Here is a 26,663-nt window from a genome sequence, read left to right as displayed (position 1 = left end):
GGTTTCGGAAACAGTGAGTTCAGAAATTAGGTATTTACCCTACTTTCCGCTCCCCCTAGACTGTCATCACTGCTGCAAACAAATGGTTTCGCAGCCTAACAAGACAAAACCTGGAGGTAGTAAAAATGAAATCGCTCGTTCAAGCTGTCGTTATCGCCGCTACCCTCGCTGCTCCGGTTGCCGTTTTCGCTCAATCGAACCAGCCGCTGACCCGCGCGCAAGTCCGTGAAGAGCTGGCTCAGATCGAAAAAGCCGGCTACAACCCGGCACGTTCGAACCCGAACGAATATCCGTCGAACATTCAGGCTGCCGAAGCCCGCGTCGCGGCGCAAAACAGCGCGGTCGGCGGCGTGACCAGCGGTTCGTCGCAGCAAGGTCACGCAGCGCAGTAAGGCGTTGCAGGTTGGAAAGTTGCTGTTGCTGTACCTGCTGGAGCGCTCTGCCTTAGCGCTTTAGCAGCTTCCCCTACTGGCCCGCCATCGCGACTGAATGCGATGGCGGGCCAGTTCCGTTTTGGGGAGCTCGGTTGTTAGTTCTGCGTCAGACCGCGCCCGGGTTGATATACGCGGTCTTCACCGACGTATAGAACTCGCGGGCGTAGGCGCCCTGCTCGCGCGGACCGTAGCTCGACCCCTTCCGTCCGCCAAACGGCACGTGATAATCGACCCCGGCCGTCGCGGTGTTGACCATCACCATGCCGGCCTGCACATGGCGGCGGAAATGACTCGCGTACTTCAGCGATGTCGTGCAGATGCCGGCCGACAACCCGAACTCGGTGCCGTTGGCAACCGCGAGCGCTTCCTGGTAGTCCTTGACCTTGATGACCGACGCCACCGGCCCGAATACCTCTTCACGGTTGATTCGCATAGCCGGGGTCGTCTCCGTGACCAGCGCCGGCGCGAGGAAATAGCCGCGCGTCGAGCCTTCGACGCGCTCGCCGCCGAACACCGTGCCGCCCTCTTCGCGCGCGATCGCCAGATAGCGCTCGTCCTGTGCCAACTGCTTGTCGTCGACGACCGGGCCGATGTGCGTGCCGTCCGCGAGCGCATCGCCGACCTTCAGCGCGCGCATGCGCGCCTTCATGCCGTCGATGAAGCGGTCATAGATCCCCGCGGTCACGATCAGCCGGCTCGACGCCGTGCAACGCTGGCCCGTCGAGTAGAACGCGCCGTTGACGCACGCTTCGATCGCGACATTGAGATCGGCGTCGTCGAGCACGACCATCGGGTTCTTGCCGCCCATTTCCAGCTGGAATTTCTTGCCCGAATCGAAGCACTTCGCGCCGATCGCGCGGCCCGTCGAAACGGAACCGGTGAAGCTGATCGCATCGACATCCGGCGACGACACGAGCGCCTCGCCAACCACCGAACCGCGCCCCATCACGAGGTTGATCACCCCCGCCGGCGCCCCCGCCTCGGCGATGATCTTGACCAGCTCCCACGTGCTGCCCGGCACCAGATCGGCCGGCTTGATCACGACCGTGTTGCCGTACGCAAGCGCCGGCGCGATCTTCCACGCCGGAATCGCAATCGGAAAATTCCACGGCGTAATCAGGCCGACCACGCCAACCGGCTCACGCGTCATTTCGACCGTCATGCCAGGCCGCACCGACGGCATCACTTCGCCGCCGACGCGCAGCGCTTCGCCCGCGAAGAACTTGAAGATCTGCCCGGCGCGGCCCACTTCGCCGATCGCCTCGGGCAGCGTCTTGCCCTCTTCACGCGCGAGCACCTTGCCGAGCTCCGCCTTGCGCGCGAGGATCGCGCTGCCCGCCTGGTCGAGCACGTCGAAGCGCTGCTGTGGCGTGGACAACGACCACTGCGCGAAGGCCTTGCGCGCGGCGTTGATCGCGCGATGCGTCTGCTCGGCGTCGGCTTGCGCGAATTCGCCGATCACGTCGTCGAGATTCGACGGATTGACGTTGCGCGACACGCTCGCGCCGTCGACCCACTGTCCGTCGATGTAGTTTGCGAACTGACTCATGTCCTGATTCTCCTTTCGAAAATTGCAACGACAATCCGGTTATTCAGCAACGAGCAGGCCACGGGCCGCGAGATTGCGATACAGCGCGCGCACACCGAACGTCCACGGCTCGATTTCGGTGGACAGGCGCACCGTGTTGGTCAGCGCGCCCAGCTGCGGCGTCGAAATCGTCACGCGGTCGCCGAGGTGGTGCGTGAAGCCGCCGCCGGGCGCGTCGCGATCCTTGATCGGCGAAAACATCGTGCCGAGGAACAGCATGAAGCCGTCCGGGTACTGGTGGTGGCGGCCGCAGGTCTGCGCGACGAGGTCGGCCGGGTCGCGGCTGATCTCGCTCATGTGGCTCACGCCGTCGAGCACGAAGTCGTCGTCGGCGCCTTCGACGCGCAGCGACACGCTCGCCGCGCGCACCGAGTCGAGTGAGAAGGTTTCGTCGAACAGCCGCACGAATGGGCCGATCGCGCACGAGCCGTTGTTGTCCTTGCACTTGCCGAGCAACAGCGCCGAGCGGCCTTCGATGTCGCGCAGGTTCACGTCGTTGCCGAGCGTCGCGCCGACGATGCCGCCGCGGCTATTCACCGCGAGCACGATCTCCGGCTCCGGGTTGTTCCACACCGACGCGGCGAGCAGACCGACGTCCGCGCCGAAGCCGACTGCCGACATCGGCTGCGATTTCGAAAATACTTCGGCGTCCGGACCGATGCCGACTTCCATGTATTGCGACCACGCATCGCGACGCTCGAGCTCGGCCTTCAGCTTCATCGCCGCTTCCGATCCCGGCTTGATCTTCGACAGATCGGTGCCGATCGTCGACGCGATCGTCTCGCGCACTTCCTTCGCCTTCGCCGGATCGCCGCCGGCCTGCTCCTCGATCACGCGCTCGATCAGGCTCACCGCGAACGTGACGCCGCAGGCCTTGATCGCCTGCACGTCGCACGGCGCGAGCACGCGCACGGCCGGTGCGCTCGCGCCCGGCAGGTTCGCCTCGATCAGCTGCGCGACCGGCCCGAGCGGCACGCCCGGCGCGCTGCGCGCAAATTGCGCGGCATCGTCGCGCTCGAACAGGTCGGCGGTAGTCGGCACGACCGCGGTGATGTCGAACACCTCGCCGCCGCGCACGACGACCACGCACGGTCCTTCATGCTGCTCGGTCTTGCGCCACACGCGGCCGATCAGCAGTGCGTCGTTCAGATCGCCGGGAAGAAAGCTGGAGGGGAAAGTTGCGGACATGGGATGAGCTCTTTCGGATAAGTGGGAAAACGGGCAAGGCCGGGCGTTGCGTGCGAAGCCCGGCCTTGTCACCTGCAGGTCAATGCGAATGCCGTGGGTTGCCGCGCTCGGCAATCACCTTCAGATACAGCGTCGCCGGTTCGAGGCAGCCGCCGGTCGAAAGCTGGCCGACCGTCTTGCGATACAGCTCCTGCCACGGCGTTTGCGCGGGCGGAATCTCGAAGTGCACGGTTTCGCGACGTCGCGCGAGTTCTGCTTCGTCGACCAGCACTTTGACGCTACGCGAATTCAGATCGACGCGGATGCGGTCGTTCGTGCGCAGCAGCGCGAGGCCGCCGCCCACCGCCGCTTCCGGCGACATGTTCAGAATCGACGGGCTCGCCGACGTGCCGCTCTGACGGCCGTCGCCGAGCGTCGGCAGCGACGTGATGCCCTGGCGCACGAGCGCCGCCGGCGGCGCCATGTTGACGACTTCGGCGCTGCCCGGATAGCCGACTGTGCCCGTGCCGCGAATCACGAGGATGCAATGCTCGTCGATTTCAAGCGACGGGTCGTTGATGCGCGCGTGATAATCCTCGGGGCCGTCGAACACGATGGCGCGCGCTTCGAAGCTGTTTTCTGCGCCTGGCTCGCTCAGGTAGGTCTTGCGGAACGCATCGCCGACCACCGACATCTTCATGATCGCGCTGTCGAAGAAGTTGCCGGACAGCACCATGAAGCCCGCGCCGTGCTTCAGCGGATCGTCGGTCGTCTTGATGACCTCGCGATCCGGCGCGGGTGCGGCGGCCGCGATTTCGCCCATCGTGCGGCCCGACACGGTCAGGCAATCCTCGTGCACGAGGCCGCCTTTCGCGAGCTCGCGCATCACGGCCGGTACGCCGCCCGCGCGATGGAAGCTCTCGCCGAGATATTCGCCGGCGGGCATGCAGTTGACGATCAGCGGCACCTGCTCGCCGACACGCTGCCAGTCTTCGAGACTCAGCTCGACGCCCATGTGCCGCGCAATCGCGATCAGATGCGGCGGGCAGTTGGTCGACGCGCCGAGCGCCGATGCGACGACGATCGCGTTTTCGAACGCTTCTTTCGTCATGATCTTCGACGGCCGCAGGTCCTCGCGCACGAGGTCGACGATGCGCTTGCCGGTCGCGTAGGCCATCTGGCCGCGCTCGCGGTAAGCGGCCGGAATGCTCGCGCAGCCGGGCAGCGACATGCCGAGCGCTTCGGCGAGGCTGTTCATCGACAGCGCGGTGCCCATCGTGTTGCAGTGACCGATCGACGGCGACGACGCGGTAGTCAGCTCCATGAAGCCTTCGTAGTCGATCTCGCCGGCCGCCAGCAGATTGCGTGCATGCCAGATCACGGTGCCCGACCCGACGCGCTTGCCGTCGTGCCAGCCGTCGAGCATGGGGCCGCCGGACAGCACGATCGCGGGCATATCGACGGTGGCCGCCGCCATCAGGCACGCGGGCGTGGTCTTGTCGCAGCCGGTGGTCAGCACGACGCCGTCGAGCGGGAAGCCGTGCAGGATTTCGACGAGGCCCAGATACGCGAGATTGCGATCGAGCGCGGCGGTCGGCCGGCGGCTCTGCTCGGCGAGCGGATGCACCGGAAACTCCATCGGAATGCCGCCCGCGTCGCGAATACCGGCCTTCGTGCGCGCCGCGAGCTCGATGTGATGCCGGTTGCACGGCGCGAGATCGCTGCCGGTCTGCGCGATGCCGATGATCGGCCGGCCCGACTGCAGCTCTTCGCGCGTCAGACCGTAGTTCATGAAACGCTCGACGTACAGCGCCGTCATATCCGCGTGCGAGGGATCGTCGAACCATTCCTGGCTGCGCAGCCGGCGCGGGGTGGATGCTGACATGATGCTTGTCTCTCTGTCTGGGTGAGGGTTTCTTATGCGTGCTCTGCGTGTTTCTGTGCCCGCGCTGTCTCGCGGCCGGGGCCGCTGCCTTCATTCGAGGCGGCCCGCGTCAGCATCGTGCGCGGCACGAGCAGGATCAGCACGCAACTGACCAGCAGACACGCACCGAGTGCGTAAGTGCCGTTGTTGATGTCGCCGGTCAAATCTTTCGCCACGGCGGTGATCATCGAACCGGTAAAGCCGGACAGATTGCCGATCGCGTTGATCATCGCGATGCCGGCCGCCGCGGCGGCGCCCGACAGCAGCTGTCCCGGGAACGTCCAGTAAATCGGCATCAGCGCAAGGATGCCGGCGGTGGCGATTGTCAGAAACGTGATCGCCCACACCACATGATGCGCCAAAGCCGCACTCATGATCAGACCGATTCCGCCGATCAGCGCGGGAATCGCCGCATGCAGGCGCCGCTCGCCGGTTTTCTTCGAATGCGCGGCGTTCGCGAGCGTCGCAATGATGGCCACGCCGTACGGGATCGCGGTCAGCAGGCCGATATGCAACGGATCCTGCACGCCGGTCGCCTTGATGATCGACGGCAGCCAGAACGCGAGGCCGTAGAAGCCGGTATTGAACGTGAGCAAAATCGCGACCAGCAGCCAGACGCGCGGATCGCGCACCGCCGAGCCGAAGCGCGCTGTCTTGTGCGCGCTTTCGCGCTGCAGATTCGCCGCGAGCAGGCTTTTCTCCTGCGGCGTGAGCCAGCGCGCGCGGTCAATGCCGTCGTCGAGCGAGAAGTACACCACGAACGCGGTCAGCAGCGACGGCACGCCTTCGATCAGCAGCATCCATTGCCAGCCCTGATAGCCGAGCAGGCCGGCCGTATGGTCCATCAGCCAGCCCGACACGATGCCGCCGAGCATCGGGCTGACCGGCATTGCGATCAGAAAGCCTGACATCACGCGACTTTGGCGCTGTGACGGAAACCAGAAGTTCAGGTACAGAATCACGCCGGGGAAAAAGCCGGCCTCGCAGAGCCCGAGCAGAAAGCGCAGGATGTAGAACATCGTCGCGGTTTCGACGTGCGCGACGCGCGCGAGCGGCGCGACGAACGCGAGCGCCATCGACACGAGCCCCCACGTGAACATGATCCGCGCGATCCAGAAGCGCGCGCCGTAGCGATGCAGGAACACGTTGCTGGGCACTTCGAAGATGAAATAGCCCCAGAAGAACACGCTCGCGCCGATCGCGTACATCGTGTCGGACAGGCCGAGATCGTCGAGCATCTGCAGCTTCGCGAAGCCGACGTTCACGCGATCCAGATACGCAACCACATAGCACAGCAACAGTACCGGCAGCAGCCGGCGCACGACCTTGCGATAGGTCCTTTCCTCGAACTCGTCGACGCGTGCGGCGGGCGCGACGATGGCGGGCGGTACAGCGGTCATTCGTTTCTCCATCAGCTTGTTTTATGGTGGGAAATGCCGTTGCTTCGCGGCTCGTGCGATCCGTGCCGGCGAACCTCGCCGTCAAGTTACCGGTAACATTTCTGGCTGTGGATGTTACGCCCGGCTTATGGTCCGGGCAACCAAGGGATATCCCTGATCTGTTTAATTAAGGGTAGTTCGAGGTGTTCGCGGCTTGCGAATTCAGCGTCGCGCCGCTGATGCTTGCAGCGTGCCCTCTACGCGCTATCGCGTGCAATCACCGTGAAATCGATCTTCACCGCTTTCCTGCGCTGCACCTCGCCCGCTTCGCGATCGGCGAGCGCCGCGAGCAGCGTTTCGCCAGCGCGCAGGCCGATGCCGTACGCGTCGACCGACACCGTCGTGATGCTCGGCTGACAGCACCACGACACCTCGAAGTTGCCGAACCCGGCGACCGCGATGTCGCCCGGCACCGACAGCCCGCGCCGGTGACACTCCATGATCGCGCCGAACGCCGACATGTCGCTCACGCACATCACGGCCTCGGTATCGGGCCACGTGTCGAGCAATGCGCCGATCGCCGGTGCGCCGTGGCTCATCGTGATCGGCGAATCGCCGAGCCGGATCACGCGCGGCTCGCCGAGGCCGAGCGCCTTGATTTCGGCGACGTAGCCGCGCATCCGGTCGTGCCCGCGCCGGTCGCGCTCGCTGGCACCCGCGATGAAGCCGATCCGCCGATAACCGCGCTCGTGCAGATGCCGGACCATCGCGCGCGCCGCCGCCGAGTTCGAAAAGCCGACAACCGTATCGATTGGATCGCTGGGCAGATCCCACATTTCGACGACCGGAATGCCGGCGCGCTGCAACAGCATGCGCGTCGCCTCGGTATGCCGGCCGCCCGTCAACGCGACGCAGCGCGGCTGGTGGCGCAGCATCGAGCGCACCAGCAGTTCTTCCTGTTCCAGACGGTAGTCCGTGTCGCCGAGCAGCAGTTGCAGACCGTGCGGGCCCAGCGCGGCATTCAGTCCGCGCACGGTGTCGGAGAAGTTCGAGCTGGACAGCGACGGCACCAGCACCGCGACGAACGCCGAGCGTCCCGACGACAGCGCGCCCGCCGCCGCATCGGCGACGTAGCCGAGTTCGTCGATGACCTTCTGCACGCGTTCGCGAGTCGCCTGCGACACGTTGCGGCCGGCTAGCACGCGCGACACGGTCATCTTCGAGACGCCCGCGCGTTCGGCAACATCGGACATGCGGGGCGGGACTGGCGGCCTGGACGTCATGATAGGTATCGGGGCGAATGCGCGAAAGTCATGGAACGCACATGATAGCGGGCCGCTCCTTGCGGAGCGACCAGGCAACGTCAGGGTTGCGTTTTGCGGCCTGTCCTGTCGCTGTGTTTTTGTCGTCTAGCGCTCGAAGCCCACCGTGCAGCGCGCCTGAGCCTGCCCCGCCACCGGCGCGCGGAACGAGAACAGCCCGCCCGCCTGCGGCTGATGCTGGCGCTCAACCGCCGTCAGTCCCTTCCATGCGGTGGACACATAGACGGTTTGCAGATCGTCGCCGCCGAACGCGAGCTTCGTCACGTTCGCGCACGGCAACGGCACCTGATCGACCAGCTCGCCCGCCGGCGAGTAACGCTCGATCCGCCAGCCGCCGAACAGCGCGATCCACACGAAGCCGTCGGCATCGACTGCCATGCCGTCGGGATGGCCGTCGCCGGAGATGGCGGCGAAGATGCGCTTGCCCGACAGCGTGCCGTCCGCGGCGACGTCGAAGGCATAAACTACGCGCCGCATCGTGTCGTTGTGATACAGCGTGCGGCCGTCCGGGCTCATCGCCGGGCCGTTCGTGATCACGTAGTCGTCGTCCTGCGCGATTGCCGCGCCTTGCTCGTTCACGCGATACAGCGTGCCGCTCGGCGCCTCTTCCGCATCGTCCATCGAGCCGAACCACAGGCGTCCCCGTGCATCGACGAAACCGTCATTGAGGCGGTTGCCCGGCAGATGCGGTTCGACCTCGGCGAGCTTGCTGAACTCGCCGCTCGCCGGATCGAAGCGATGCAAGCCGGATGGCAGCCCGCATACGAACGTGCCGTCCGCGAGCGGCGCCAGAAAACCGGGCTGGTCAGGCGCCTGCCACGTCCGCTGCTCGCCGGTCGCGACGGACAGCCGATGAATCCGGCGCCCCTTGATATCGACGAAATACACCGCGTTTTCGGCGGCCTGCCATAGCGGCCCTTCGGCCAGCTCGGCGCCGACCGCCCATACGCACACTGGGACCGGCATGCTCATTCTCCGTACCACCCTGCGTCGACGAAGTAATCGCGGCCGGAGCAGCGTGATGCGTCGTCGGACGCGAGGAACAGCGCCATACGCGCGACGTGCTCGGGCTCGATGCGCAGTTGCAGACACTGACTCGCGACGACTTTCGCTTCGCTTTCCGCCGATTGCCACAGCTGCATCTGCCGCGGCGTCTTCACCGCCCCGGGGATGATGCAATTCACGCGGATGCCCGCGCTGCCCAGATCACGCGCGAGACCACGCGTGAGCCCTTCGATGCCGGCCTTGGCGGTCATATAGATCGCGAGGTTCGGCAGCGCGAGATGCCACGACACCGAGCCCAGATTCAGAATCACGCCGCGCCCCGCGCGACGCATACCGTTCGCGGCGGCCTGCGCGCAGAAGAACTGGTGGCGCAGATTCACCGCGATACGGTCGTCCCAGTAGCTCGCGGTGAGTTCGCCGATTTCGTGCCGGTCGTCGTTGCCGGCGTTGTTGACGAGCACGTCGATCGGGCCCACCGCATCGACGATGTCGGCGAACGTGTTTTCGATCGCGTCGACATTTTTCAGGTCGCAGCGGCGGAACAGCGGCGGATGCTTCGCGTGGCGAAGCGTTTCCTGCAGCGCGAGCGAATCGTGCTCGGCGACGTCGAGGAAGAACACGCGCGCGCCTTGCTGCGCGAAGGCCTCGACGATCGCGGCGCCGATCCCGCCGCCGCCGCCGGTCACGACGATGGTTTTGTCCGACAGACTTGGATAGGTTGCGTACGACATCAGATTTTCCACTTGTTACGAGTAGGACCACATACAGGACGGCGCTCGCCGCCCTGACCCGCCGCTTAGGCCACGATCTCGACCTCGCTCAGCATGCGCCAGTTGCGTTCGAGCGTTCTCGTCGCGGAGCCCGCGACGGCGACCGTGCCGCTCAGATGAATGTCGCGGCTCGAGCTGCCGACCAGCAGATCGAAGTCACCGGGCTCGACGATACGCTCGCCGCACGCGTCGGTGAAGTTCAGCATGTCCACCGGCAGTTTCACGCGCACACGCGCCGACGCACCGGCCGCGAGCGGCACGCGCGCAAACGCCTTCAGCTCGCGGACCGGCCGCGCGACCGACGCGTGCCGGTCGCGCACGTAGATCTGCACGATCTCGGTGCCGTCGCGCGCGCCGATGTTGTCGACCGTGAAGCTCAACCCGATAGTACCGTTTTCGATCGACACTTCGCTGTGCGCGAGCGCGAGATCGCCGTAACGGAACTGCGTATAGCCGAGACCGAAACCGAACGGATAGCGGCAGCCGAAATGGTATGCAATCGGCGTTCCCGCGCTCTTCAGACGATGGTTATACACGTACGGCACGGCGCCCGCGCTCTTCGGCACCGACAGCGGCAGACGGCCGCTGAAATTGGCGCGGCCCACCAGCAGATCGGCCAGCGCCTCGGCGCCACGCTCGCCCGGCGCGAACGCCATGATCTGCGCGGCGATGCGGTCTTCGAGGCCGCCGAGATTGTACGGACGGCCGCCCGTCATCACGACGACCGTCGGCGTGCCGCTATCGACCACTGCCTGCAGCAACGCCTGCTGCACACCCGGCAGGTCGAGGCTGTCGGTATCGGACCCTTCGCCGACCGTGCCGGACTGGAACAGGCCCGCCAGATCGCCGACGAACACCAGCGCGACGCCCGCTTGCCGAGCGGCCTCGACCGCGCCCGCGATGCCGTCGGTGTCCTTGCTGATCAGCTCATCGCAATGCGCGTCGCCGGTCAGATCGAGCGACACGTCGCCCGGGAACACCGGCGCGCCCGCGCGGCGCTCCTTGATGATGTCGCAACCCTGCGCGTGAATTACGCGCTCGTCGCCGAGCAACGCGCGCAGCGAACGCAGCGGCGTCGCGATCGAAGCAGTGGACTGCTCGCCGCTGTTGATCAGGTGCACCGGGAAGCTGTAGCCGGCGAGCAGCGCGAGCGGATCGTCGGCGGTCGGGCCGATCACCGCGATCTTGTCCGGGCCGTGCGCGTCGAGCGGCAGCACGTCGCCTTGATTGCGCAGCAGCACCGCCGATTCGAGCGCAACCTGATACGCGGTATCGCCCGCGGTCGCGCTTTTCACGTCGACGCGTTCGGGATCGACGTACGGATTCTCGAACAGGCCGAGCTGGAATTTCACGCGCAGCACGCGCGAGACGGCGGTATCGATCGTCGCTTCGCTGATCTCGTTGCGCTCGAGCGCTTCCTTCAGATGCACCGCGCACTCGTGACCCGGCAGCTCCACGTCGAGGCCGGCGTTGAACGCGAGGGCCGCGGCCGACGCGCTGTCGCGCGCCACGGCATGATGGCTGAACAGCAGGTCGACGCCCGCGTAATCGGCGACGACGAGACCGTCGAAGCCCCATTTCTCTCGCAGCGTGTCGTGCAGCAGCGCGCGATCGCCATGACAGGGTACGCCGTCGACGTCGTGATAGGCGGGCATCACCGAGCCCGCGTTCGCGAGCTTCACGGCCATTTCGAAAGGCAGCATGAACACGTCGTTGAGCTCACGCGGACCGACATGCACCGGCGCATGATTGCGGCCGCCTTCGCTCGCCGAATGACCGACGAAATGCTTGAGCGTCGCGAGCAGATCGCGCTGTTCGCCCTGCAGGCCCTTCACGTAATGACACGCGAGCACGCCAACCAGATACGGGTCTTCGCCGAGCGTCTCCTCGGTGCGGCCCCAACGCGGGTCGCGCGACACGTCGAGCACCGGCGCGAGCCCCTGATGACAGCCGATCGAGCGTGCCTGCTCGCCGATGATCGTGCCCACTTCGCCGACCAGTCGCGGATTCCACGTCGCCGCATAGTTCAACGGCGACGGGAACAGCGTCGCGTCCTTGATCATGAGCCCGACGAGGCATTCCTCGTGTGACATCACCGGAATGCCGAGGCGCGTGTCTTCGACCATCTTGCGCTGCAGCTCGTTGAGCGCGCGTACGCCTTCTTTCGGATCGACCGTATGCGTGCCGAGCGGACGCGTGATCTGGCCGAGGCCATGCTGCAGGATCTCATCGACCGTGATCTGGTTGGCGCTCTGCGCGAAATCGATGCTACGCGCCTTGTGATTGCCATCGGCCGACAGCTTCAGCCACGCGGCGTGAAGCTGCGCAATCTTTTCGTCGAGTGTCATGCGCGCGAGCAGATCGGCCACGCGCTCTTCCACGGCTGCCGCTGGATTGCGGTAGAGCGGGACCTCACTTTGGCGAAGCAACATCGAAAACTCCTTTTTTTTATCGTGGTGTACGAAGCGCATGAAGCGCCGACAAATCCGTTGTTTCTGACAAGCGTGCGGCATGGCGTTGCTTCAGCCCGGATGCCATCCCTTCTATTTCAGATACCTTTCCAGACTTCGCAGTCCTGCTAATCGATCGAACGCAGCCGCGACTCGAATTCGCCGTGTTTGATCGACTACGGGTCGTTCGTCGCGTCTAGCGACGCGATGCAATGGGACCGCTTGCTCGCGTCGTGCAAGCAGCGCGATCGCAAGCGGATCAGTGCAGACGCGGCAGCGCGAAATCCTTGTCGTCGAACACGTGGCACGCGTGCGGTGCGAACGCCAGTTCGACGCGTTCGTCGTGCGTCACGCCACCGTCGCCGGGCAGCTTGGCGATCATCGTGTTGCCGTCGCGCACGCCACCGTCCACATGCACGTAGCTGTGCTCGCCCATCCGTTCGACCAGGCGCACGGCGCAGCGGATTGTCTGCACGCCGGCCTGCGCCGACGGCAGGGCAAGATGCTCCGGCCGGATGCCGAGCGTGACCTGCGAACCGACGCGCTGCCTGCGGCCGTCGACCTCGGCGCGCACGCGCTCGCCCGTGGTCAGCTCGACCTGAATGCCCTTGTCGTCGACCGCGAGCACCGTGGCCGGCATGAAGTTCATCTTCGGCGAACCGATGAAGCCAGCGACGAAGCGGCTCTTCGGCCGGTGGTACAGATCGAGCGGCGCGCCGATCTGCGCGATGCTGCCGTGCTTTTCCATGTCCGCGCCGGCGTGTAGCAGCACGATCTTGTCGGCGAGCGCCATCGCTTCGATCTGGTCGTGCGTGACGTACACCGCGCTCGCGCGGTTGAACTCGCGATGCAAACGGGCGATTTCGGTACGCGTCTGCACGCGCAGCGAGGCGTCGAGATTCGACAGCGGCTCGTCGAACAGGAACACGCCCGGCTCGCGCACGATTGCGCGCCCGATCGCCACGCGCTGGCGCTGGCCGCCGGACAGCGCAGCGGGGCGGCGTTCGAGGTAGCTGTCGAGTTGCAGCGCGGCAGCGGCGCTGCGCACCTTCTTGTCGATGATGGCCTTATCGACCTTCGCCTGACGCAGGCCGAATGCCATGTTCTCGTACACGCTCATATGCGGATAGAGCGCGTAGTTCTGGAACACCATCGCGACCTGGCGCTTCGCGGGTTCGACGTTGTTCATCAGTTGACCGTCGATGCGCAGTTCACCGTCGGTGATCGATTCGAGACCGGCGATCATGCGCAACAGCGTGGACTTGCCGCAGCCCGACGGCCCGAGGAACACGCAGAATTCGTCCCTGCCGACTTCGAGGTTGGCGTCGCGGATCACCGAGTTACCGCTCGTATAGGACTTCTGTACGTTAGTGAGAGAGATGCTTGCCATATCGTTTATGCGAAGTTCGGTGTGCGGGCCACTTTGGCCCACACGATTCGAGGTGAGGTGCGATGCGGATCAGCCCTTGAGCGAGCCGGCCATCATCCCCTTGATCACGCGCTCCTGACCGAACGCGTAGGCAACGATCAGCGGCAACGACGTGAGAACGAGGACAGACAGCATCGAGGGTATGTTCGACGCGTATTGCCCCATGAAGTCCCAAATCGCGAGCGGCAGCGTACGGTGCTCGGCCGTCGACGTGAGCATGTACGCGAAGATGAACTCGTTCCACAGACCAATGCCGTTGAAGATCGTCACGGTGGCGAGCCCCGGTGCCGAAAGAGGGAAGAAAATACGCCAGAAGATGCGGAACGGACTGCAGCCGTCGAGCTGCGCCGCTTCTTCGAGCTCGCGCGGAATCTGGCGCATGAACTCGGTCAGGATGAAGATCGACACCGGCAGACTGAGGGCCACATAAGGGCCGAGCAGCGCGAACGCGGTGTCGTAAAGGCCGAGGTTGCGCGTGAGCAGATAGATCGGCACGAGCGTCGCATGCAGCGGCACGATCATGCCGGCGACCACCAGACCGAACAGCGTCTTGTTCAGCGAGAAGCGCAAACGCGCAAACACGTAGGCCGCCATCGCACTGATGATGACGATCAGCAGCACCGACACGCCCACCGTGAACACGCTGTTACGGAAATAAGTGAAAAACGGCCCCTGCAGCACAGCCGCGTAGTTACCCCAATACAGGTGGCTCGGTGGCGCCCACACTGACGTCGCGAAGGTCTCTTCCTGGCTCTTGAAGCTCGATGCGACCATGAAGAGAAACGGAATCGTCGTGACGGCCAGCCAGATCAGTGCCAGCAGAGGAACCCCCACGCGGGGGAAGCGTAGTTTCTTGTTCATGGTTCAGACCTCGGTTGCATAACGGCGGGTGAAGTACATCGACACCGCCGCCACCGTGATGACGATAAGGAACATCGCCGAGCCGATGGTGCTGCCGTAGCCGAGTTGAAACGAACTGAACACCGTGCGATACATGTAGGTGGCCATCACCTCGGACGAGCCTTCGGGGCCGCCACCGGTCATGACGAAGACGAGATCGAAGTAACGCAGCGACCCGAGCACCGACAGCAGCACAGCGGTGCGCACCGTGCCTTGCAGGTGCGGCAGCTTGATGCGCCAGAAAATGGTCCACTCGGATGCGCCGTCGAGGAGCGCAGCCTCGTTGACCTCGGCCGGCATCGACGAGAGGCCGGCGAGAAACAGAATCATGTAGAAAGGCGCGTTCTGCCAGATGATCACGGCGATGGTCGCAGCCAGCGAAAAATGCGGATCGCCCAGCCAGTCCTTCGCGAGGCCATCAAGCCCGAATGCCTGCAGCGCGACGTTGATCGGACCGAAATTCGGATCGTAGATCTGCTTGAACAGCACACCGATCGCCACGCTCGACATCAGCAGCGGCAGGAAATAGAGAACCTTGAGCAAGCGCGAGCCACGACCGGCCTTCTCCAGCAGCACGGCGAGCGCGAGCGCGATCGGAAGCTGGACGACGATCGACGCGACAGCAAGAATCACGTTGTTCTTCAGCGATTGCCAGAACACCATGTCGTGCGCGAGCCGCGCCCAGTTCGCGAGCCCGATATAACGGGCAGTGTTGCCGAGGCCGTTCCAGTCGAGCAGCGACAGCCGCAGGCTGGAGACGAGCGGATAAAGCAGGAACACGGCCAGCAGCAGCAGCGACGGCGCAAGAAACACAACCGTGACGAGCGTTTGCGATGAAAATCTCAGCCGGCGTTCGGGTGTAGCGGAAAGTGCGATATTCACGGGCTTGTATGCCGACCGGCACCTCGCGGTGCCGGTCGGACTTTTCTTTAAGACTGGAGATCAGCCGCCCTTCTTCGAAGCGGCTTCCATTTGCTGCGCAGCAGCCTCAGGCGTCAGCGACAGACCGAACAGTGCTTGCGTCGTGTCCTTGTGCAATTCACCGAGGGCCGGCGGCAGTGCCTGGTCGTACCAGAGCTGCACGCTCGGAGCGGCGGCAAGCATTTGCTGCAGACGCTGCGTGAACGGATCGTCGATCTTGACGTGATTGACCGGCGGGAGCTTGTGGTCATCCGACGCGCGAGCCTGCATCGCCTGCTCGTCGGTCAGTGCCTGGATCAGCTTGAATGCTGCGTCCGGCGTCTTGCACTCGGTCGAGATGCTGAGGAAGCCGTCGCCGACCGTGCCGATCAGGTCGCGCGGATCACCCTTGCCACCCGACACGCTCGGGAACGCGAAGAAGTCGAGGTCCTTCGAGAACGTCGGATTTTCGTTCGCGATCGTCGAAGCTTCCCAGGCGCCCATCAGCTCCATGGCAGCCTTGCCCGTGTACAGCAGGCGGCGCGAGGCGCCCGAGTCGTAATCGAGACCGTTGATGCCCGGTGCGAACGCGCCAGCCTTCACGAGTTCCTGAATGCGCTTGCCGGCTTCGACGAACGCCGGATCTTCGAAGCCCTTGCCCTTGCCTTCGATCGCGTCCTTCACGACTTGCGGACCGCCGATACGGTCGACGAGGTACATGTAGTACATCGAACCGGTCCACTTGTTCTTGTTCGCGAGCGAGAACGCTGCAACGTTGTGCGACTTCAGCACTTCAACGACGTGCATCAGTTCATCCCACGTCTTCGGCGGCGTGATGCCGTACTTCTTGAAGACTTCCTTGTTGTAGAAGATCACCGCGGCCGCCGCGTTTTCGGCGGCAACACCGTAGGTCTTGCCGTCGAACGTCGTGACATTCCACGACGCTTGCATGAAGCGGCTGCGGTACGCCGGATCCTTCTCCAGGTACGGCGTGAGGTCGGCAATCTGGCCGGATTTCACGTACTCGTGCAGCCCGCCGCCGCCCCAGTTCTCGAACACGCACGGCGGCTGGTTCGCGCCGAAAGCGACCTTCAGCTTAGTCTTGTACGCCTCGTTCAGGACGTGCGAATTCTCGACCTTGTAGCCCGGAACCGCCTTTTCGAATCGATCCGACGCGTCGCGAATGATCTTGCTCGACGACGCATTGGTCTGCTGGTCCCATACCGTGATCGTTTTGGAGTCCGCCGCTACGGCGTTCGAAACAACTGCAGACAACGAAAACAGCAGCGCCGTCGCGCCGATGATGGACCGCGCTTTAAACAAAGCCGGGTACGCCATGGGTGTGTCCCCTCTTCTGGATTTATAAGAAATCACCGAAACATTAACGTTAGCCTTAACGTTACTGAATGTTAGGTCGATGCGCGAAGTAAGGCTATGCGGGATTTTACCTGGTCCCGGCGGGCTGCGACGCAACTGCCCTATAAGATTGACCGATTGTGGGAAAGCTGAAATATAAAGGGTTCTGCTAGAATAACGACTACATAAACGGTATCGCTAACGCGATTAGCGAGTCGACCCATCCAATGACCTCTCGCACACCTTCGACCCGCATGGCAAGACAAACCCCAACGCTTGAGCACGTTGCCAAGCTTGCCGGGGTGTCCCAGATGACCGCGTCGCGCGCTCTCAACGGCCGTCCCGGCGTGTCGCGCGAAACCCGCGACGAAGTCCTGAGAATCGCGTCGGACATCGGTTACGTCGTCAACCGCACCGCGCAGAAACTGTCGGGCGGCCGCAACGGCATCATCGGCATCATCACGCCGACACTCGACACGCAATTCTCCAGCGAACTGATTCTCGGCGCGGGCCGCGCGGCGCGCGGCGCGGGCTGCGAAATGCTGGTCTACACGGTGTTCGACGAAGATCGTCATACGCATCACGACCTGCTTGGGCTCATCCAGCAATTCTCCGACGGTATCCTCGCCATTCTTCCGCGCGAGTCGCTGTGCCTCGAGGCGCTCGCCACCGCGAAGGTACCGGTCGTCGTCGTCGATCAGCGCGGCACGCTGACGGGCTTCCCGTCGGTGTCGGTCGACAACTACGGCGGCGCCTGTCTCGCGGTCGAGCACCTCGCCGAGCTCGGTCACAAGCGCATCGCGTTTCTGGCCGGCGACGAAACGATCGAAGGCGTGCGCGACCGGCAACGCGGCTATCACGACACGCTGGCTCGCCTCGGCCTGCCACGCGAAGACGCGCTGGTCGCCGCGGGCGACCTGTCGCAAATGATGGCGTTCGACGTCACGTTCGACCTGCTGAATCTCGCCGAGCCGCCCACCGCGATCTTCACGGCCAACGACCAGAGCGCGTTCGGCGTGATTGCCGCGATCCGCGAAGCGGGTCTGCGCGTGCCGGACGACATCTCGGTGATCGGCTTCGACGACATCCCGATGTCCGAGCAGTTTCACCCGGCGCTCACCACGATCCGCCAACCGTTCCAGCAAATGGCGCGCTCGGCGGTCAACACGCTGCTCGCGCAGATCGCAGGGATCGACGCCGCTTCGCAGCGCATCACGCTGCCGGCGGAACTGGTGGTGCGCGATTCCACCGGCCCCGTCCGCACCAGGCAGCGCCGCGTCCGTCACCAGATCGTTTCGACGTAAGTCGACGCGCGCACCTTCGCATCCGAAGTCACGAGCGCGCCGCCATGCGTGCGCGCGGTCGCGACGATCAGGCGTTGATGCAAGGCGAGCGTGGGCGGCAGCGTGGCCGCGCGAAACGCGATCTCGGTGTCGACCGGAATCATCCGCACGCCGTCGAGCGACAGAAACGTCGACATCCAGCTGCGCGCGTCCATCGACAGCCCGAGACTGCCGACCTTCACGAACTCCGCGATTTCGAACGCACTGATTGCCGAAATCAGGATCTCGCCGCCGGCGAGCTCCCGATCGATCGCATCGTGCGCGGCCTGGCTCAGCGCCTTTTGCCTGCCGAGCCAGCACACGAGCGCAAGCGTGTCGAGCGTGATCATTACTCGTCCTGCTCGGCAGTGACAGGCTGCAACGCGTGCTTCAGGTTGAAATGCGTAATCGACGCACGCAGCAGCTCGAGCGGGTTTTCCTGCTTGCTGCGATACGGCCGGATTTCGATGGTGGGTTGCCCGCGGTCGGTGACGACCACGGTTTCGCCCAATGCCTCGACCTGACGGAACAGCTCGCAGGCCCGGGACTTGAAAATGGCTTTAGATACTCGCTTTTCCATGACGCTCTCCACCCAGCAAAAATCCAACGGTATTTTTTGTATCGGGCCGGTGCGCCCGCAGGCGAACACCCGCGATGCGTGCCCGACATTCTTTATCAACCTTGCTCTCAGTCGTTGCTTCCCAGCCTACTGCCAGGAGCTCCCTCAAGCTCCAATCCAACTCGCGGCGACAACTACCGTAACCGCGACACAGCCTGCATCGGTCGCGCCAATTCCTGCGCGCAACCGATGCACGTTCATCTAATCAATTGGCTTTACACAGACCGCTCTGGCCATACCGGGTCGTGCCGGATAGCGGCGCGGCGCGTCTTGGCTTGCAATGTTTTGCCCCGTGTTATAGATCTTCGAATAGACGCAAACTTGCTGAACGTTACCCTTAACGTTAGCGGATGTTAATGGCGCATGTTCGCGGCCGCCATGCGGAGTTTACCTAAGCTCCGAACCACTATCCGCCCCTCGACTGGACCCGCTAAATCAAGCCCGGCAAGGAGAAAGCTAGATGCAAGTCGTCGAAAGTACCGCGTAATATTTAATGCAAACTGGCTAACGTCATCGCTGCTTGCGTCAGTCTTCGTCGTTCGATGCAGGGGGCCCGGATGAAGGCTCCGCATCGAAATGCACGATCCACGCATGCAACGATTCGCGCGGCTTCTTCAGCCTGCCGCGCTGCTGCGGCTCGCCTTCACTAGCCGGTTGCCCGCGGTCCGCGGCAGCAGCGGTTTCACCAGACGTTCGGTCAGACCGGTGCCCGGACGGATTGCTAGCCGCGGCCTCGCCATCGTCGTTCGCTACATTTTTCTCCATCGCACTATCCGCCATCGGTGTACCGTTGGTCACTCGCCGACATCGGCCTGTCAAACCACCGCGCCGACGTCCTCGCCGACTTCGGGTCGCGCGAGGCTCACCGCGGCGCCATTCGCATCGAACAGCGTGACCGACGACGACGCCACCTTGATCCCGACACGCGCGCCGACCGCGTGCTGCGCGTCCTTCTTGTCGAGCTTCAGCGCGATCGCGTGCGCCATGCCATCGAGTCGAGCATGCAGGATCGAGACGTCGCCGAGATGCTCGACCAGTTCGACACGCGCGTCGAGACCTTCGTCGAGCGAGCCGATGCCCAGATGCTCGGCGCGCACCCCGAGCGTCAACTCGCCACTGACCGGCTGCGCCAGCCGGCCGGGCAGCACGATGCGCTGGCTCGCGCCGGCGAGCGCCACGACGGTTTGCGCATCGCTTCGCGACACCAGCGTCGCGGTCAGCATGTTCATCTGCGGCGAGCCGATGAAGCCGCCAACGAAGCGGTTCGACGGCCGCTCATACAGGTCGAGCGGCGCGCCGGTCTGCTCGATGCGGCCTTTGTTGAACACGACGATCTGCTGGCCCAGCGTCATCGCCTCGACCTGATCGTGTGTGACGTAGATCATCGTCGTGCCCAGTTCGCGATGCAGCTTCGCGAGCTCGATACGCATCTGCACGCGCAGCGCCGCATCGAGATTCGACAGCGGTTCGTCGAACAGGAACACGCGCGGCTTGCGCACGATCGCCCGTCCGATCGCGACGCGCTGGCGCTGGCCGCCCGACAGCGCCTTCGGTTTGCGCTCCAGCAGATGTGTGATCTGCAGGATCTCGGCGGCACGGCCCACCGCCTCGCGCACTTCCGTTTTCGACTTGCCCGACAGCTTCAGCGAAAAGCCCATGTTTTCCGCAACCGTCATGTGCGGGTAGAGCGCGTAGCTCTGGAACACCATCGAGATGCCGCGGTCCGTGGGCTGCAGATCGTTGACGCGTACGCCGTCGATCAGAATGTCGCCGCCCGTCACCGACTCGAGCCCCGCGATCATGCGCAGCATCGTCGACTTGCCGCAGCCCGACGGTCCCACGAACACCGTGAACTGGCCGTCCGGGATGCGCAGGTCGATGCCCTGGATCACCTGCGGTCCTTCGCCATACGTCTTCGTGACGTTGCGCAATACGAGTTCGCCCATTTGATGTCTCCTCCTCAATCCTTGTACTTGCAGACCCCGCGTGACGCTATCCCACTGCCGCACTGCTGTCGCGCCACGCGAGGTTCGACGCGCCCGTCGCCGGGCGTGCGCCTCAGCGCACGGCCGCGACGCCGGCGTGTTGCGCGATCACGTCGCGATACCACAACGCGCTGTCCTTCAGCGTGCGCTCCTGGCTCGCGTAGTCGACGTAGACCATGCCGAAGCGCTTGTCGTAGCCCGACGCCCATTCGAAGTTGTCCATCAGGCTCCAGGCGAAATAGCCCGCCACGTCGACGCCCTGTTTCACCGCGTCGGACAAAGCGGCGAGATGCAGGTCGTAGAAGCGCACGCGCTCGGCGTCGTGCACGCGGCCGTTATCGAGCACGTCTTTCGCCGCGCAGCCGTTCTCGGTGATGTAGATCGGCGGCAGCTTGTAGTCGGCGTTGATGCGCGTCAGCAATTCGGTGAGACCTTGCGGATAGACTTCCCAATCCATGTCGGTGAAGCCGAGCGCGCCCGGCGGACGCTTCTCGCCCGATGCGCTCGCGAAGATCCGCGTGTAGTAGTTGACGCCGAGGAAGTCCATCGGCGTGCCGATCACGTCGAAATCGCCGCTCCGGATCACGTCTTGCGGACCGTTCGCGCCATACCATTGCAGTGCCTCGGCCGGATACTCGCCCTTGAACAGCGGGTCCATGTACCAGCGCACGAACTTCGCGTATTCGAGCGACGCGGCGGCCTGATCTTCGGGCGCATCCGTCGCGCCATGCGCCGGCGACTGGTTCAGCACGATGCCGAGCGGCGCCTTCACGCCATCGGCGCGCAGTGCCTGCAACGCGAGACCGTGCGACAGCAGCAGATGGTGCGCGACATGCGTGGCCTTCTTCAGATCGGCGTTGCCCGGCGCGAAATAGCCGGTTGCGTTGCCGAGCCACGCGGTGCACCACGGTTCGTTGTGCGTCGCGATCGATGCAATGCGATCGCCGAGCACGCTGCCGATCTTGCGCGCGTAGTCCGCGAAGCGATAAGCGGTGTCGCGGCTTTCCCAGCCGTTTTGCGTATGCTGCAGCGACAACGGCAGGTCCCAGTGATACAGCGTTGCGAACGGCTGGATGTCGCGCTCGAGCAAACCGTCGACAAGGCGCTCGTAAAACGCGAGGCCCTTGTCGTTGAATGCGCCGCGGCCAGTCGGCTGCACGCGCGGCCAGGCGATCGAAAAGCGATAAGCCTTGACCCCGAGTTCGGCCATCAGGTCGAGGTCTTCCTCGACGAGGTGATAGTGATCGCATGCGACATCGCCGTTCTCGCCGTTCACGACCTTGCCCGGCACGTTGCAGAACGCGTCCCAGATCGACGGGCCGCGGCCGTCCTCATGCGCTGCGCCTTCGATCTGGTAGGAACTCGTGGCGACGCCCCAGACGAAGTCTTCGTTGAATCGATACGTCGACATAGATGATGTTGTCCTGAGTGTCACGCCCGCGAGGACGTGAAAAATGAAAGAAAGAATCTCAAGCCTTGACCGCGCCGGTCGTCAGACCGTCGATCAGACGCCGCGAGGTGAATGCGAACAGCACCAGCAACGGCAGCACCGCGACCGCGGAGCCCGCCATCACCGCGCCCCAATCCGAATTGGTCGGACTTTGCAGAATGCGCAGAGCGAGCGGCAGCGTGTACATCGACGGCGAACGCAGCACGACGAGCGCCGACAGAAAGTTGTTCCACGCCTGAATGAAGCTGATCAGTCCAAGCGTACCCAGCGCCGGTCCCAGCAGCGGCATCACGATGCTCCAGTAGATGCGGAATTCACCGCAGCCGTCGATGCGCGCCGCCTCGATCAGCTCGGACGGAATCGCCGCCGCGACGTACTGGCGCATCAGGAACACGCCGAGCGCGGCGGCCGCGCCAGGTACGTACAGCGCGCGCGGCTGATCGATCCAGCCGAGCAGGTTCATCGTCATGAAGGTCGGAATCATGCCGAGGAACGGCGGCACCAGCATCGCGGTCAGCGCGATCGCGAACAGCGTCTTCTTGAAGCGGAATTCGTACATCGCGAACGCGTAGCCGGCCATCGACGTGACGAGCAGCGTCAGCACGGTTTGCATCGTGGCCGTATAGAAGCTCCAGCCGAGATTGCGCCAGAACGGAATGTGCCGCATCAGCGAGGCCATGTTGTCGAGAAACGCGCTGCCGAACCACAGCGGGGGCGGCATCGAGAAAATCTCGGAACTCGTGTGCGTCGCGAACACGAACATGAAGTAGAACGGCGAGAACATCAGCAGCGCGCCGGCCGCCACGATCGCGTAGCCGATATAACGGCCCTTGTTGTTCGACGATTTCATCGCTGTGTCTCCTCGTTCATGCCGCTGCGGTGAAAGATCCGCGTGTTCAACCACATCAACGCGCCGATCGAAATGAACAGCAGCCATGCGATCGAACTCGCGGTGCCGAAATCGCCGTCGTGGAATGCGGTGCGATACATATAGACGGCCGTCGTCAGACCGGACTGGCTGGTACCCATGCCTTCGTTCGGCAGCAGGATGAACGGCTCTTCGAACAGCTGCAGCCCACCGATGATCGACAGCGTGACCGCGAAGAAAATCATCGGCTTGATCAGCGGAATCGTGATGCGGGTGAACTGTTGCCAGCCGTTCGCGCCGTCGACGCGCGCGGCCTCGTAAAGGTCCTTCGGAATGGTTTGCAGCGCCGACAGATACAGCACCGTGTTCCAGCCGACATAGCGCCAGAAGATCACCACCGACACCGCCGGCTTGACGTTCTTCGGGTTATACAGCCACTCGATCGGATGCGCAGGGACGATCCAGTGCAGGCCGGGCAGCTTGCCGAGCTCGGCGATCGCGAGGTTGATCATGCCGAAGTCGGTCGAATACAGCGACGAGAAGATCAGCGCGATCGCGACGCTCGACGTGATGAACGGCAGGAAGTACAGGCCGACCACCAGGTTGCGCCAGCGGCGAAACGCGGTTTGCAGAAAAAATGCGAGCGGCAGCGCCACCAGATGCTGCGGCACGCCGGACATGATCGCCATCGACGCGGTGTTGTACAGCGACTTCCAGTACCACGGGTCGGTCAGCGTGAACGTGAAGTTCGACAGACCCACCCACTTCATGCTCGCGAGCCCCGCCGTCGCGTCCCAGCTCTGGAACGACAGGTACAGCGAAAACAGCAGCGGGAACGCCATGAATAGCGCGAACAGCAGGAAAAATGGACCGAGAAACAGGTAGGGTGCGACTTTCACCGGATCGAGCCGCGAAGTTCTGCGCGGCGCGGCGAACGGCGCGGGCGAGCTCAGCACGTCGCTAGCGCGCGCATCGCGGGCGACCTCTGGGGTCGTGGGCAGCGGGGTGTTCATCAATAGTTCCGTCCAGTCGGGCGTAGCCGGGATCGATGACCGGCCACGCTGTTTGCAGCAGACTTGCAGCGCGCTGCGACACACTTCGGTCGCGGCACGCAGCGTGCCGCGACCTTGCATCGATACCGCTTAACGGCGGACCCGATGCGCGATCTGGTCCTGCGCTTCCTGGAGCGCCGTATGCACGTCTGCACCGTCGTCGACGACCTTGTCGAGCGCCGAATGCACTGCTTCCTCGGCGACCTGGTCGTACTTGCTACGCTGGATCGCCGGGATGTGCGAGGCTGCGTCACGCCAGATCAGACGCGCTTTCTCGTTGCCGAGGAATGCGACCGGCTCCGCGAAAAACGTGTCGTTCTGCGCGGCAAGCAGCGCGGGGAATGCGTCGATCGAACGGAACGATGCGAGCTGCGTGTCCTGGCGCGTCGTCAGGAACTTGATGAATTCCCACGACATCGGCTTTTGCGTCGCCTTCGCCGGGATCGAGTAGAACGTGCCGCCGAACGATGCGTACGCGTTGTTCGGCAGATTGGCCGCGCGCCACAGACCCTTCGTGTCCGGGGCGATCCACGACGACAGGTGGCCACCGAGCCACGCGCCCATCATCTGCGTCGAGACGGTCCCGCGCTTGAAGCTTTCGGCCCATTCGTTCGACCAGGGCGTGATCTTCGCGTCGAGACCGAGGTCGCGTGCTTTCTTCGCGAGCTCGAACGCCTTCACGAAACGCGGCGACGTGACGACCGGATTGCCGGCCTTGTCGAAGTACACGCCATCGCCTTCCTTCAGGTCGGCGCGAATGTAGATGTCCTCGATATCGCGCGACGATGCCATCAGGTACGCACCCGTCGCCTTCTTGATCTTCACGCCCGCCGCCAGGTACGAGTCCCACGACTTCGTCAGGTCGGCTTCGGTCACGCCCGCCTTGTCGAGAAGGTCCTTGCGATAGAACAGCGTGCCCGGACCGATATCGGCCGGCATGCCGACGATCGTGCCGTCCTGCGTGGTCGCCTGCGCAAACGTGTAGTTGATGAACTGGCTTTTGTACTGGCCCGTGTTATACGGCGCCTTCGACAGATCTTCGAGACCGCCGCCCGAGGCGAAGCGGCCGATAAAGCCGACCTCCACCGCCATCACGTCGGGCAGATCGGAGCTCGTCGCGAGTGCGGTGGTCATTGCGTTGTGGTGATCGGCGATCGCGAGCGACGACACCTTGATGTCGACGTCCGGATGCAGCTTCTTCCACGCCGGAAGCGCGTCCTTGATTTCCTGATCCAGCTTCGGAAAGACCGCGACCGTCAACGTGGTGTTGGCGTGCGCGCCGACTGCGGCCAGGCTGAGCAGAACGGCAGTGGCAGAGCCTGAAAAGCGGAATTTCATTACTCGTCTCCTGAAGAACCTTGTTTGAATTGCATTCGATGAATACCCGGTTGCTGCGACCTACTTCCCCTGTTGTCTTTGTTGCTGCTTTGCTTGGTGCTGCTTTGCCTGGTGCTGAATGCTCTGCTGAATTTCTGCTTGACTGCCAATACCTGAAAGCGCTTTCACGTTGAGGCGAAAAAAAAAGCCGCTACGTAGGCGTATCCCCCCGTTTTACCGGCGGCGTGATTCGCCGCGTGGTTTCACGCGTCACGAGCGTGAGCGGAATCGGGCTTAGCGCGATCGACTGCTTGCGGATCATCTGCACGATGCCTTGTGCGGCGAGGCGGCCGATTTCGTAAGTCGGCTGGCGGACCGTCGTCAAAGGCGGCGTCATGTACGACGATGTCGGCAAATCGTCGAAGCCGACCAGCGACACGTCGTCCGGCACCCGCACGCCGCGGCGGAACATCGCGAGGCGCGCGCCGTACGCGGTTTGATCGTTTGCGCAGAACACCGCGCTGAACGATCGATGCCGCGCCATCAGGCGCTCCATCGCTGCGACGCCGCCCGTTTCGAGGTAATCGCCCTGCTCGACGAGCTCGGCATCGAAACCGATGCCCGCTTCCTCGAGCGCGGTTTGGTAGCCGACGAGGCGCTCGATCGCATCCTCGTGACTTGCCGGCCCGGCGATGAAGGCGATCTCGCGATGGCCTTGCTCGATCAGATGATGGGTCGCGTCGCGTGCGCCCTGCATGTTGTCGATCGGCAGGCCAGCGAGCGTCGCGCTGTTTTGTACCGAGCGGCCGAGTACGAGCATTGGTGCGTGCCGCGAGTAGTCGGTCAACGTCGACTCATCGAGTTGCGCGTGCAGCAAGATGATTCCATCGACGCGCCGCGCGATGAACTGCTCGAGGCGCGCCTTTTCGTCGTCGATGTTCCAGCGGCTGCTCACGAAGATCGGCGTAAAGCCCGGCTCGTACAACGACTCCTCGATGCCGCGCAGCCACTCGGCGTAAAACGGGCTCGACACCGCCTGCGTCAATACGCCGATCGTTTCGGTCCGCCCGCTCGCGAGACTGCGCGCGAGCACGTTCGGCCGATAGTTGAAACGCGCGATCGCCGCTTCCACCGCCTGCTGCTTGGCGGGAAGCACGCGCGCAGAACCATTCAGGATCCGCGATACGGTGCTCGGAGAAACACCAGCCGCGCGCGCGATGGCTTCGAGCGTCACGTTGGGCGCAGCGGGTACGTTGGATACCTTGGGCGCGCCGGGTTTATCGTTGGAGCCGTCGTGGGTCATGAGTTCTGCCTGAATCCTGTGATGAAAGCGCTTTCAGATATGAAGAGGCGCACTACGTCCGGTGATGAATTCGAAAAGAAGAAAAAGCAGCCGATGCGACGAGGGTGGAGGAGGCGTCGCACC

At 63.9% G+C, this 26,663-nt stretch carries 22 protein-coding genes; 2 read left to right on the top strand and 20 right to left on the bottom strand.

Annotated features, from left to right (window positions below; translation table 11 throughout):
* Positions 1 to 125 precede the first annotated feature (125 nt).
* Positions 126 to 392 carry a DUF4148 domain-containing protein gene (locus F6X39_RS10170; RefSeq protein WP_018422720.1) on the top strand — a complete coding sequence of 89 codons (267 nt, stop codon included), beginning with the start codon at positions 126 to 128 and terminating at the stop codon, positions 390 to 392.
* Between the two features lie 148 nt (positions 393 to 540).
* Here F6X39_RS10170 and F6X39_RS10165 read toward each other — a convergent pair whose 3' ends face one another.
* From F6X39_RS10165 to F6X39_RS10110, 12 genes are all read right to left on the bottom strand, one after another.
* On the bottom strand, positions 541 to 1,983 hold the full coding sequence (locus F6X39_RS10165) for an aldehyde dehydrogenase family protein (protein WP_187616516.1): 1,443 nt from the start codon (positions 1,981 to 1,983) through the stop codon (positions 541 to 543).
* Positions 1,984 to 2,022: 39 nt separating this feature from the next.
* Positions 2,023 to 3,210, bottom strand: a complete 1,188-nt coding sequence (locus tag F6X39_RS10160) for a fumarylacetoacetate hydrolase family protein (protein WP_187616515.1) — start codon at positions 3,208 to 3,210, stop codon at positions 2,023 to 2,025.
* A 79-nt stretch (positions 3,211 to 3,289) separates the two neighbouring features.
* Complete coding sequence (locus F6X39_RS10155; protein WP_184023534.1) at positions 3,290 to 5,074, bottom strand: IlvD/Edd family dehydratase; 1,785 nt, start codon at positions 5,072 to 5,074, stop codon at positions 3,290 to 3,292.
* A gap of 32 nt (positions 5,075 to 5,106) precedes the next feature.
* Positions 5,107 to 6,513 (bottom strand): MFS transporter, encoded by a 1,407-nt coding sequence (locus F6X39_RS10150; RefSeq protein ID WP_187616514.1) that lies wholly within the window; start codon positions 6,511 to 6,513, stop codon positions 5,107 to 5,109.
* Between the two features lie 236 nt (positions 6,514 to 6,749).
* On the bottom strand, positions 6,750 to 7,745 hold the full coding sequence (locus F6X39_RS10145; protein WP_184045189.1) for a LacI family DNA-binding transcriptional regulator: 996 nt from the start codon (positions 7,743 to 7,745) through the stop codon (positions 6,750 to 6,752).
* A 156-nt stretch (positions 7,746 to 7,901) separates the two neighbouring features.
* Complete coding sequence (locus F6X39_RS10140; protein ID WP_187616513.1) at positions 7,902 to 8,786, bottom strand: SMP-30/gluconolactonase/LRE family protein; 885 nt, start codon at positions 8,784 to 8,786, stop codon at positions 7,902 to 7,904.
* Positions 8,783 to 9,550: an SDR family NAD(P)-dependent oxidoreductase gene (locus F6X39_RS10135; RefSeq protein ID WP_187616512.1), complete on the bottom strand. Its 768-nt coding sequence runs from the start codon at positions 9,548 to 9,550 to the stop codon at positions 8,783 to 8,785. The genes F6X39_RS10140 and F6X39_RS10135 overlap by 4 nt, the downstream gene beginning before the upstream one ends.
* Before the next feature lie 65 nt (positions 9,551 to 9,615).
* Positions 9,616 to 12,021 carry a glycoside hydrolase family 3 N-terminal domain-containing protein gene (locus tag F6X39_RS10130; RefSeq protein WP_187616511.1) on the bottom strand — a complete coding sequence of 802 codons (2,406 nt, stop codon included), beginning with the start codon at positions 12,019 to 12,021 and terminating at the stop codon, positions 9,616 to 9,618.
* Positions 12,022 to 12,298: 277 nt separating this feature from the next.
* Positions 12,299 to 13,429, bottom strand: coding sequence for an ABC transporter ATP-binding protein (locus F6X39_RS10125; RefSeq protein ID WP_187616510.1), 1,131 nt, complete (start codon positions 13,427 to 13,429; stop codon positions 12,299 to 12,301).
* Positions 13,430 to 13,498: 69 nt separating this feature from the next.
* A complete protein-coding gene (locus tag F6X39_RS10120; protein WP_184023548.1) occupies positions 13,499 to 14,329 on the bottom strand; it encodes a carbohydrate ABC transporter permease in 831 nt (276 codons plus the stop codon).
* A gap of 3 nt (positions 14,330 to 14,332) precedes the next feature.
* A complete protein-coding gene (locus F6X39_RS10115) occupies positions 14,333 to 15,250 on the bottom strand; it encodes a carbohydrate ABC transporter permease (RefSeq protein WP_244144714.1) in 918 nt (305 codons plus the stop codon).
* A 60-nt stretch (positions 15,251 to 15,310) separates the two neighbouring features.
* Positions 15,311 to 16,606, bottom strand: a complete 1,296-nt coding sequence (locus tag F6X39_RS10110) for an extracellular solute-binding protein (protein WP_187616509.1) — start codon at positions 16,604 to 16,606, stop codon at positions 15,311 to 15,313.
* A 245-nt stretch (positions 16,607 to 16,851) separates the two neighbouring features.
* On the opposite strand from F6X39_RS10110, the gene F6X39_RS10105 reads away from it, so the two are divergent.
* Entirely contained in the window at positions 16,852 to 17,928 is a 1,077-nt protein-coding gene (locus F6X39_RS10105; RefSeq protein ID WP_311734789.1) for a LacI family DNA-binding transcriptional regulator, read from the top strand.
* On the opposite strand, the gene F6X39_RS10100 is transcribed toward F6X39_RS10105, so the two are convergent.
* The 8 genes from F6X39_RS10100 to F6X39_RS10065 form a co-directional block, all read right to left on the bottom strand.
* Positions 17,907 to 18,296, bottom strand: coding sequence for a type II toxin-antitoxin system VapC family toxin (locus F6X39_RS10100; protein WP_090810623.1), 390 nt, complete (start codon positions 18,294 to 18,296; stop codon positions 17,907 to 17,909). The two genes, F6X39_RS10105 and F6X39_RS10100, sit on opposite strands and share 22 nt — an antisense overlap.
* On the bottom strand, positions 18,296 to 18,625 hold the full coding sequence (locus F6X39_RS10095) for a type II toxin-antitoxin system Phd/YefM family antitoxin (RefSeq protein ID WP_409259442.1): 330 nt from the start codon (positions 18,623 to 18,625) through the stop codon (positions 18,296 to 18,298). Before F6X39_RS10095 ends, F6X39_RS10100 begins: the two co-directional genes overlap by 1 nt.
* Positions 18,626 to 19,380: 755 nt before the next feature.
* Complete coding sequence (locus tag F6X39_RS10090; RefSeq protein ID WP_187616508.1) at positions 19,381 to 20,511, bottom strand: ABC transporter ATP-binding protein; 1,131 nt, start codon at positions 20,509 to 20,511, stop codon at positions 19,381 to 19,383.
* A 112-nt stretch (positions 20,512 to 20,623) separates the two neighbouring features.
* On the bottom strand, positions 20,624 to 21,961 hold the full coding sequence (locus tag F6X39_RS10085; RefSeq protein WP_187616507.1) for a GH1 family beta-glucosidase: 1,338 nt from the start codon (positions 21,959 to 21,961) through the stop codon (positions 20,624 to 20,626).
* A 58-nt stretch (positions 21,962 to 22,019) separates the two neighbouring features.
* The gene (locus F6X39_RS10080; protein WP_187616506.1) at positions 22,020 to 22,850 is read right to left on the bottom strand and encodes a carbohydrate ABC transporter permease; all 831 of its coding nucleotides are present in this window, start codon (positions 22,848 to 22,850) and stop codon (positions 22,020 to 22,022) included.
* The gene (locus F6X39_RS10075) at positions 22,847 to 23,881 is read right to left on the bottom strand and encodes a carbohydrate ABC transporter permease (protein ID WP_187616505.1); all 1,035 of its coding nucleotides are present in this window, start codon (positions 23,879 to 23,881) and stop codon (positions 22,847 to 22,849) included. The genes F6X39_RS10080 and F6X39_RS10075 overlap by 4 nt, the downstream gene beginning before the upstream one ends.
* 129 nt (positions 23,882 to 24,010) lie before the next feature.
* A complete protein-coding gene (locus F6X39_RS10070; RefSeq protein WP_187616504.1) occupies positions 24,011 to 25,258 on the bottom strand; it encodes an ABC transporter substrate-binding protein in 1,248 nt (415 codons plus the stop codon).
* 190 nt (positions 25,259 to 25,448) lie between these two features.
* Positions 25,449 to 26,540 (bottom strand): LacI family DNA-binding transcriptional regulator, encoded by a 1,092-nt coding sequence (locus F6X39_RS10065; RefSeq protein ID WP_187616503.1) that lies wholly within the window; start codon positions 26,538 to 26,540, stop codon positions 25,449 to 25,451.
* Positions 26,541 to 26,663 lie beyond the last annotated feature (123 nt).

Source organism: Paraburkholderia sp. UCT2 (assembly GCF_014397665.1).
GTDB lineage: Bacteria > Pseudomonadota > Gammaproteobacteria > Burkholderiales > Burkholderiaceae > Paraburkholderia > Paraburkholderia tuberum.
Note: the sequence above shows the minus strand (reverse complement) of the source record. Positions and strands in the feature narration are given on the sequence as shown.

Bases quoted from the DNA above. Each gene is read 5' to 3' on its own strand.
- F6X39_RS10070 (WP_187616504.1), bottom strand. From the start codon at position 25,258: ATGAAATTCCGCTTTTCAGGCTCTGCCACTGCCGTTCTGCTCAGCCTG.
- F6X39_RS10170 (WP_018422720.1), top strand. From the start codon at position 126: ATGAAATCGCTCGTTCAAGCTGTCGTTATCGCCGCTACCCTCGCTGCT.
- F6X39_RS10110 (WP_187616509.1), bottom strand. From the start codon at position 16,606: ATGGCGTACCCGGCTTTGTTTAAAGCGCGGTCCATCATCGGCGCGACG.
- F6X39_RS10135 (WP_187616512.1), bottom strand. From the start codon at position 9,550: ATGTCGTACGCAACCTATCCAAGTCTGTCGGACAAAACCATCGTCGTG.
- F6X39_RS10080 (WP_187616506.1), bottom strand. From the start codon at position 22,850: ATGAAATCGTCGAACAACAAGGGCCGTTATATCGGCTACGCGATCGTG.
- F6X39_RS10105 (WP_311734789.1), top strand. From the start codon at position 16,852: ATGACCTCTCGCACACCTTCGACCCGCATGGCAAGACAAACCCCAACG.
- F6X39_RS10140 (WP_187616513.1), bottom strand. From the start codon at position 8,786: ATGAGCATGCCGGTCCCAGTGTGCGTATGGGCGGTCGGCGCCGAGCTG.
- F6X39_RS10125 (WP_187616510.1), bottom strand. From the start codon at position 13,429: ATGGCAAGCATCTCTCTCACTAACGTACAGAAGTCCTATACGAGCGGT.
- F6X39_RS10145 (WP_184045189.1), bottom strand. From the start codon at position 7,745: ATGTCCGATGTTGCCGAACGCGCGGGCGTCTCGAAGATGACCGTGTCG.
- F6X39_RS10100 (WP_090810623.1), bottom strand. From the start codon at position 18,296: ATGATCACGCTCGACACGCTTGCGCTCGTGTGCTGGCTCGGCAGGCAA.
- F6X39_RS10160 (WP_187616515.1), bottom strand. From the start codon at position 3,210: ATGTCCGCAACTTTCCCCTCCAGCTTTCTTCCCGGCGATCTGAACGAC.
- F6X39_RS10130 (WP_187616511.1), bottom strand. From the start codon at position 12,021: ATGTTGCTTCGCCAAAGTGAGGTCCCGCTCTACCGCAATCCAGCGGCA.
- F6X39_RS10085 (WP_187616507.1), bottom strand. From the start codon at position 21,961: ATGTCGACGTATCGATTCAACGAAGACTTCGTCTGGGGCGTCGCCACG.
- F6X39_RS10065 (WP_187616503.1), bottom strand. From the start codon at position 26,540: ATGACCCACGACGGCTCCAACGATAAACCCGGCGCGCCCAAGGTATCC.
- F6X39_RS10075 (WP_187616505.1), bottom strand. From the start codon at position 23,881: ATGAACACCCCGCTGCCCACGACCCCAGAGGTCGCCCGCGATGCGCGC.
- F6X39_RS10155 (WP_184023534.1), bottom strand. From the start codon at position 5,074: ATGTCAGCATCCACCCCGCGCCGGCTGCGCAGCCAGGAATGGTTCGAC.
- F6X39_RS10090 (WP_187616508.1), bottom strand. From the start codon at position 20,511: ATGGGCGAACTCGTATTGCGCAACGTCACGAAGACGTATGGCGAAGGA.
- F6X39_RS10165 (WP_187616516.1), bottom strand. From the start codon at position 1,983: ATGAGTCAGTTCGCAAACTACATCGACGGACAGTGGGTCGACGGCGCG.
- F6X39_RS10150 (WP_187616514.1), bottom strand. From the start codon at position 6,513: ATGACCGCTGTACCGCCCGCCATCGTCGCGCCCGCCGCACGCGTCGAC.
- F6X39_RS10120 (WP_184023548.1), bottom strand. From the start codon at position 14,329: ATGAACAAGAAACTACGCTTCCCCCGCGTGGGGGTTCCTCTGCTGGCA.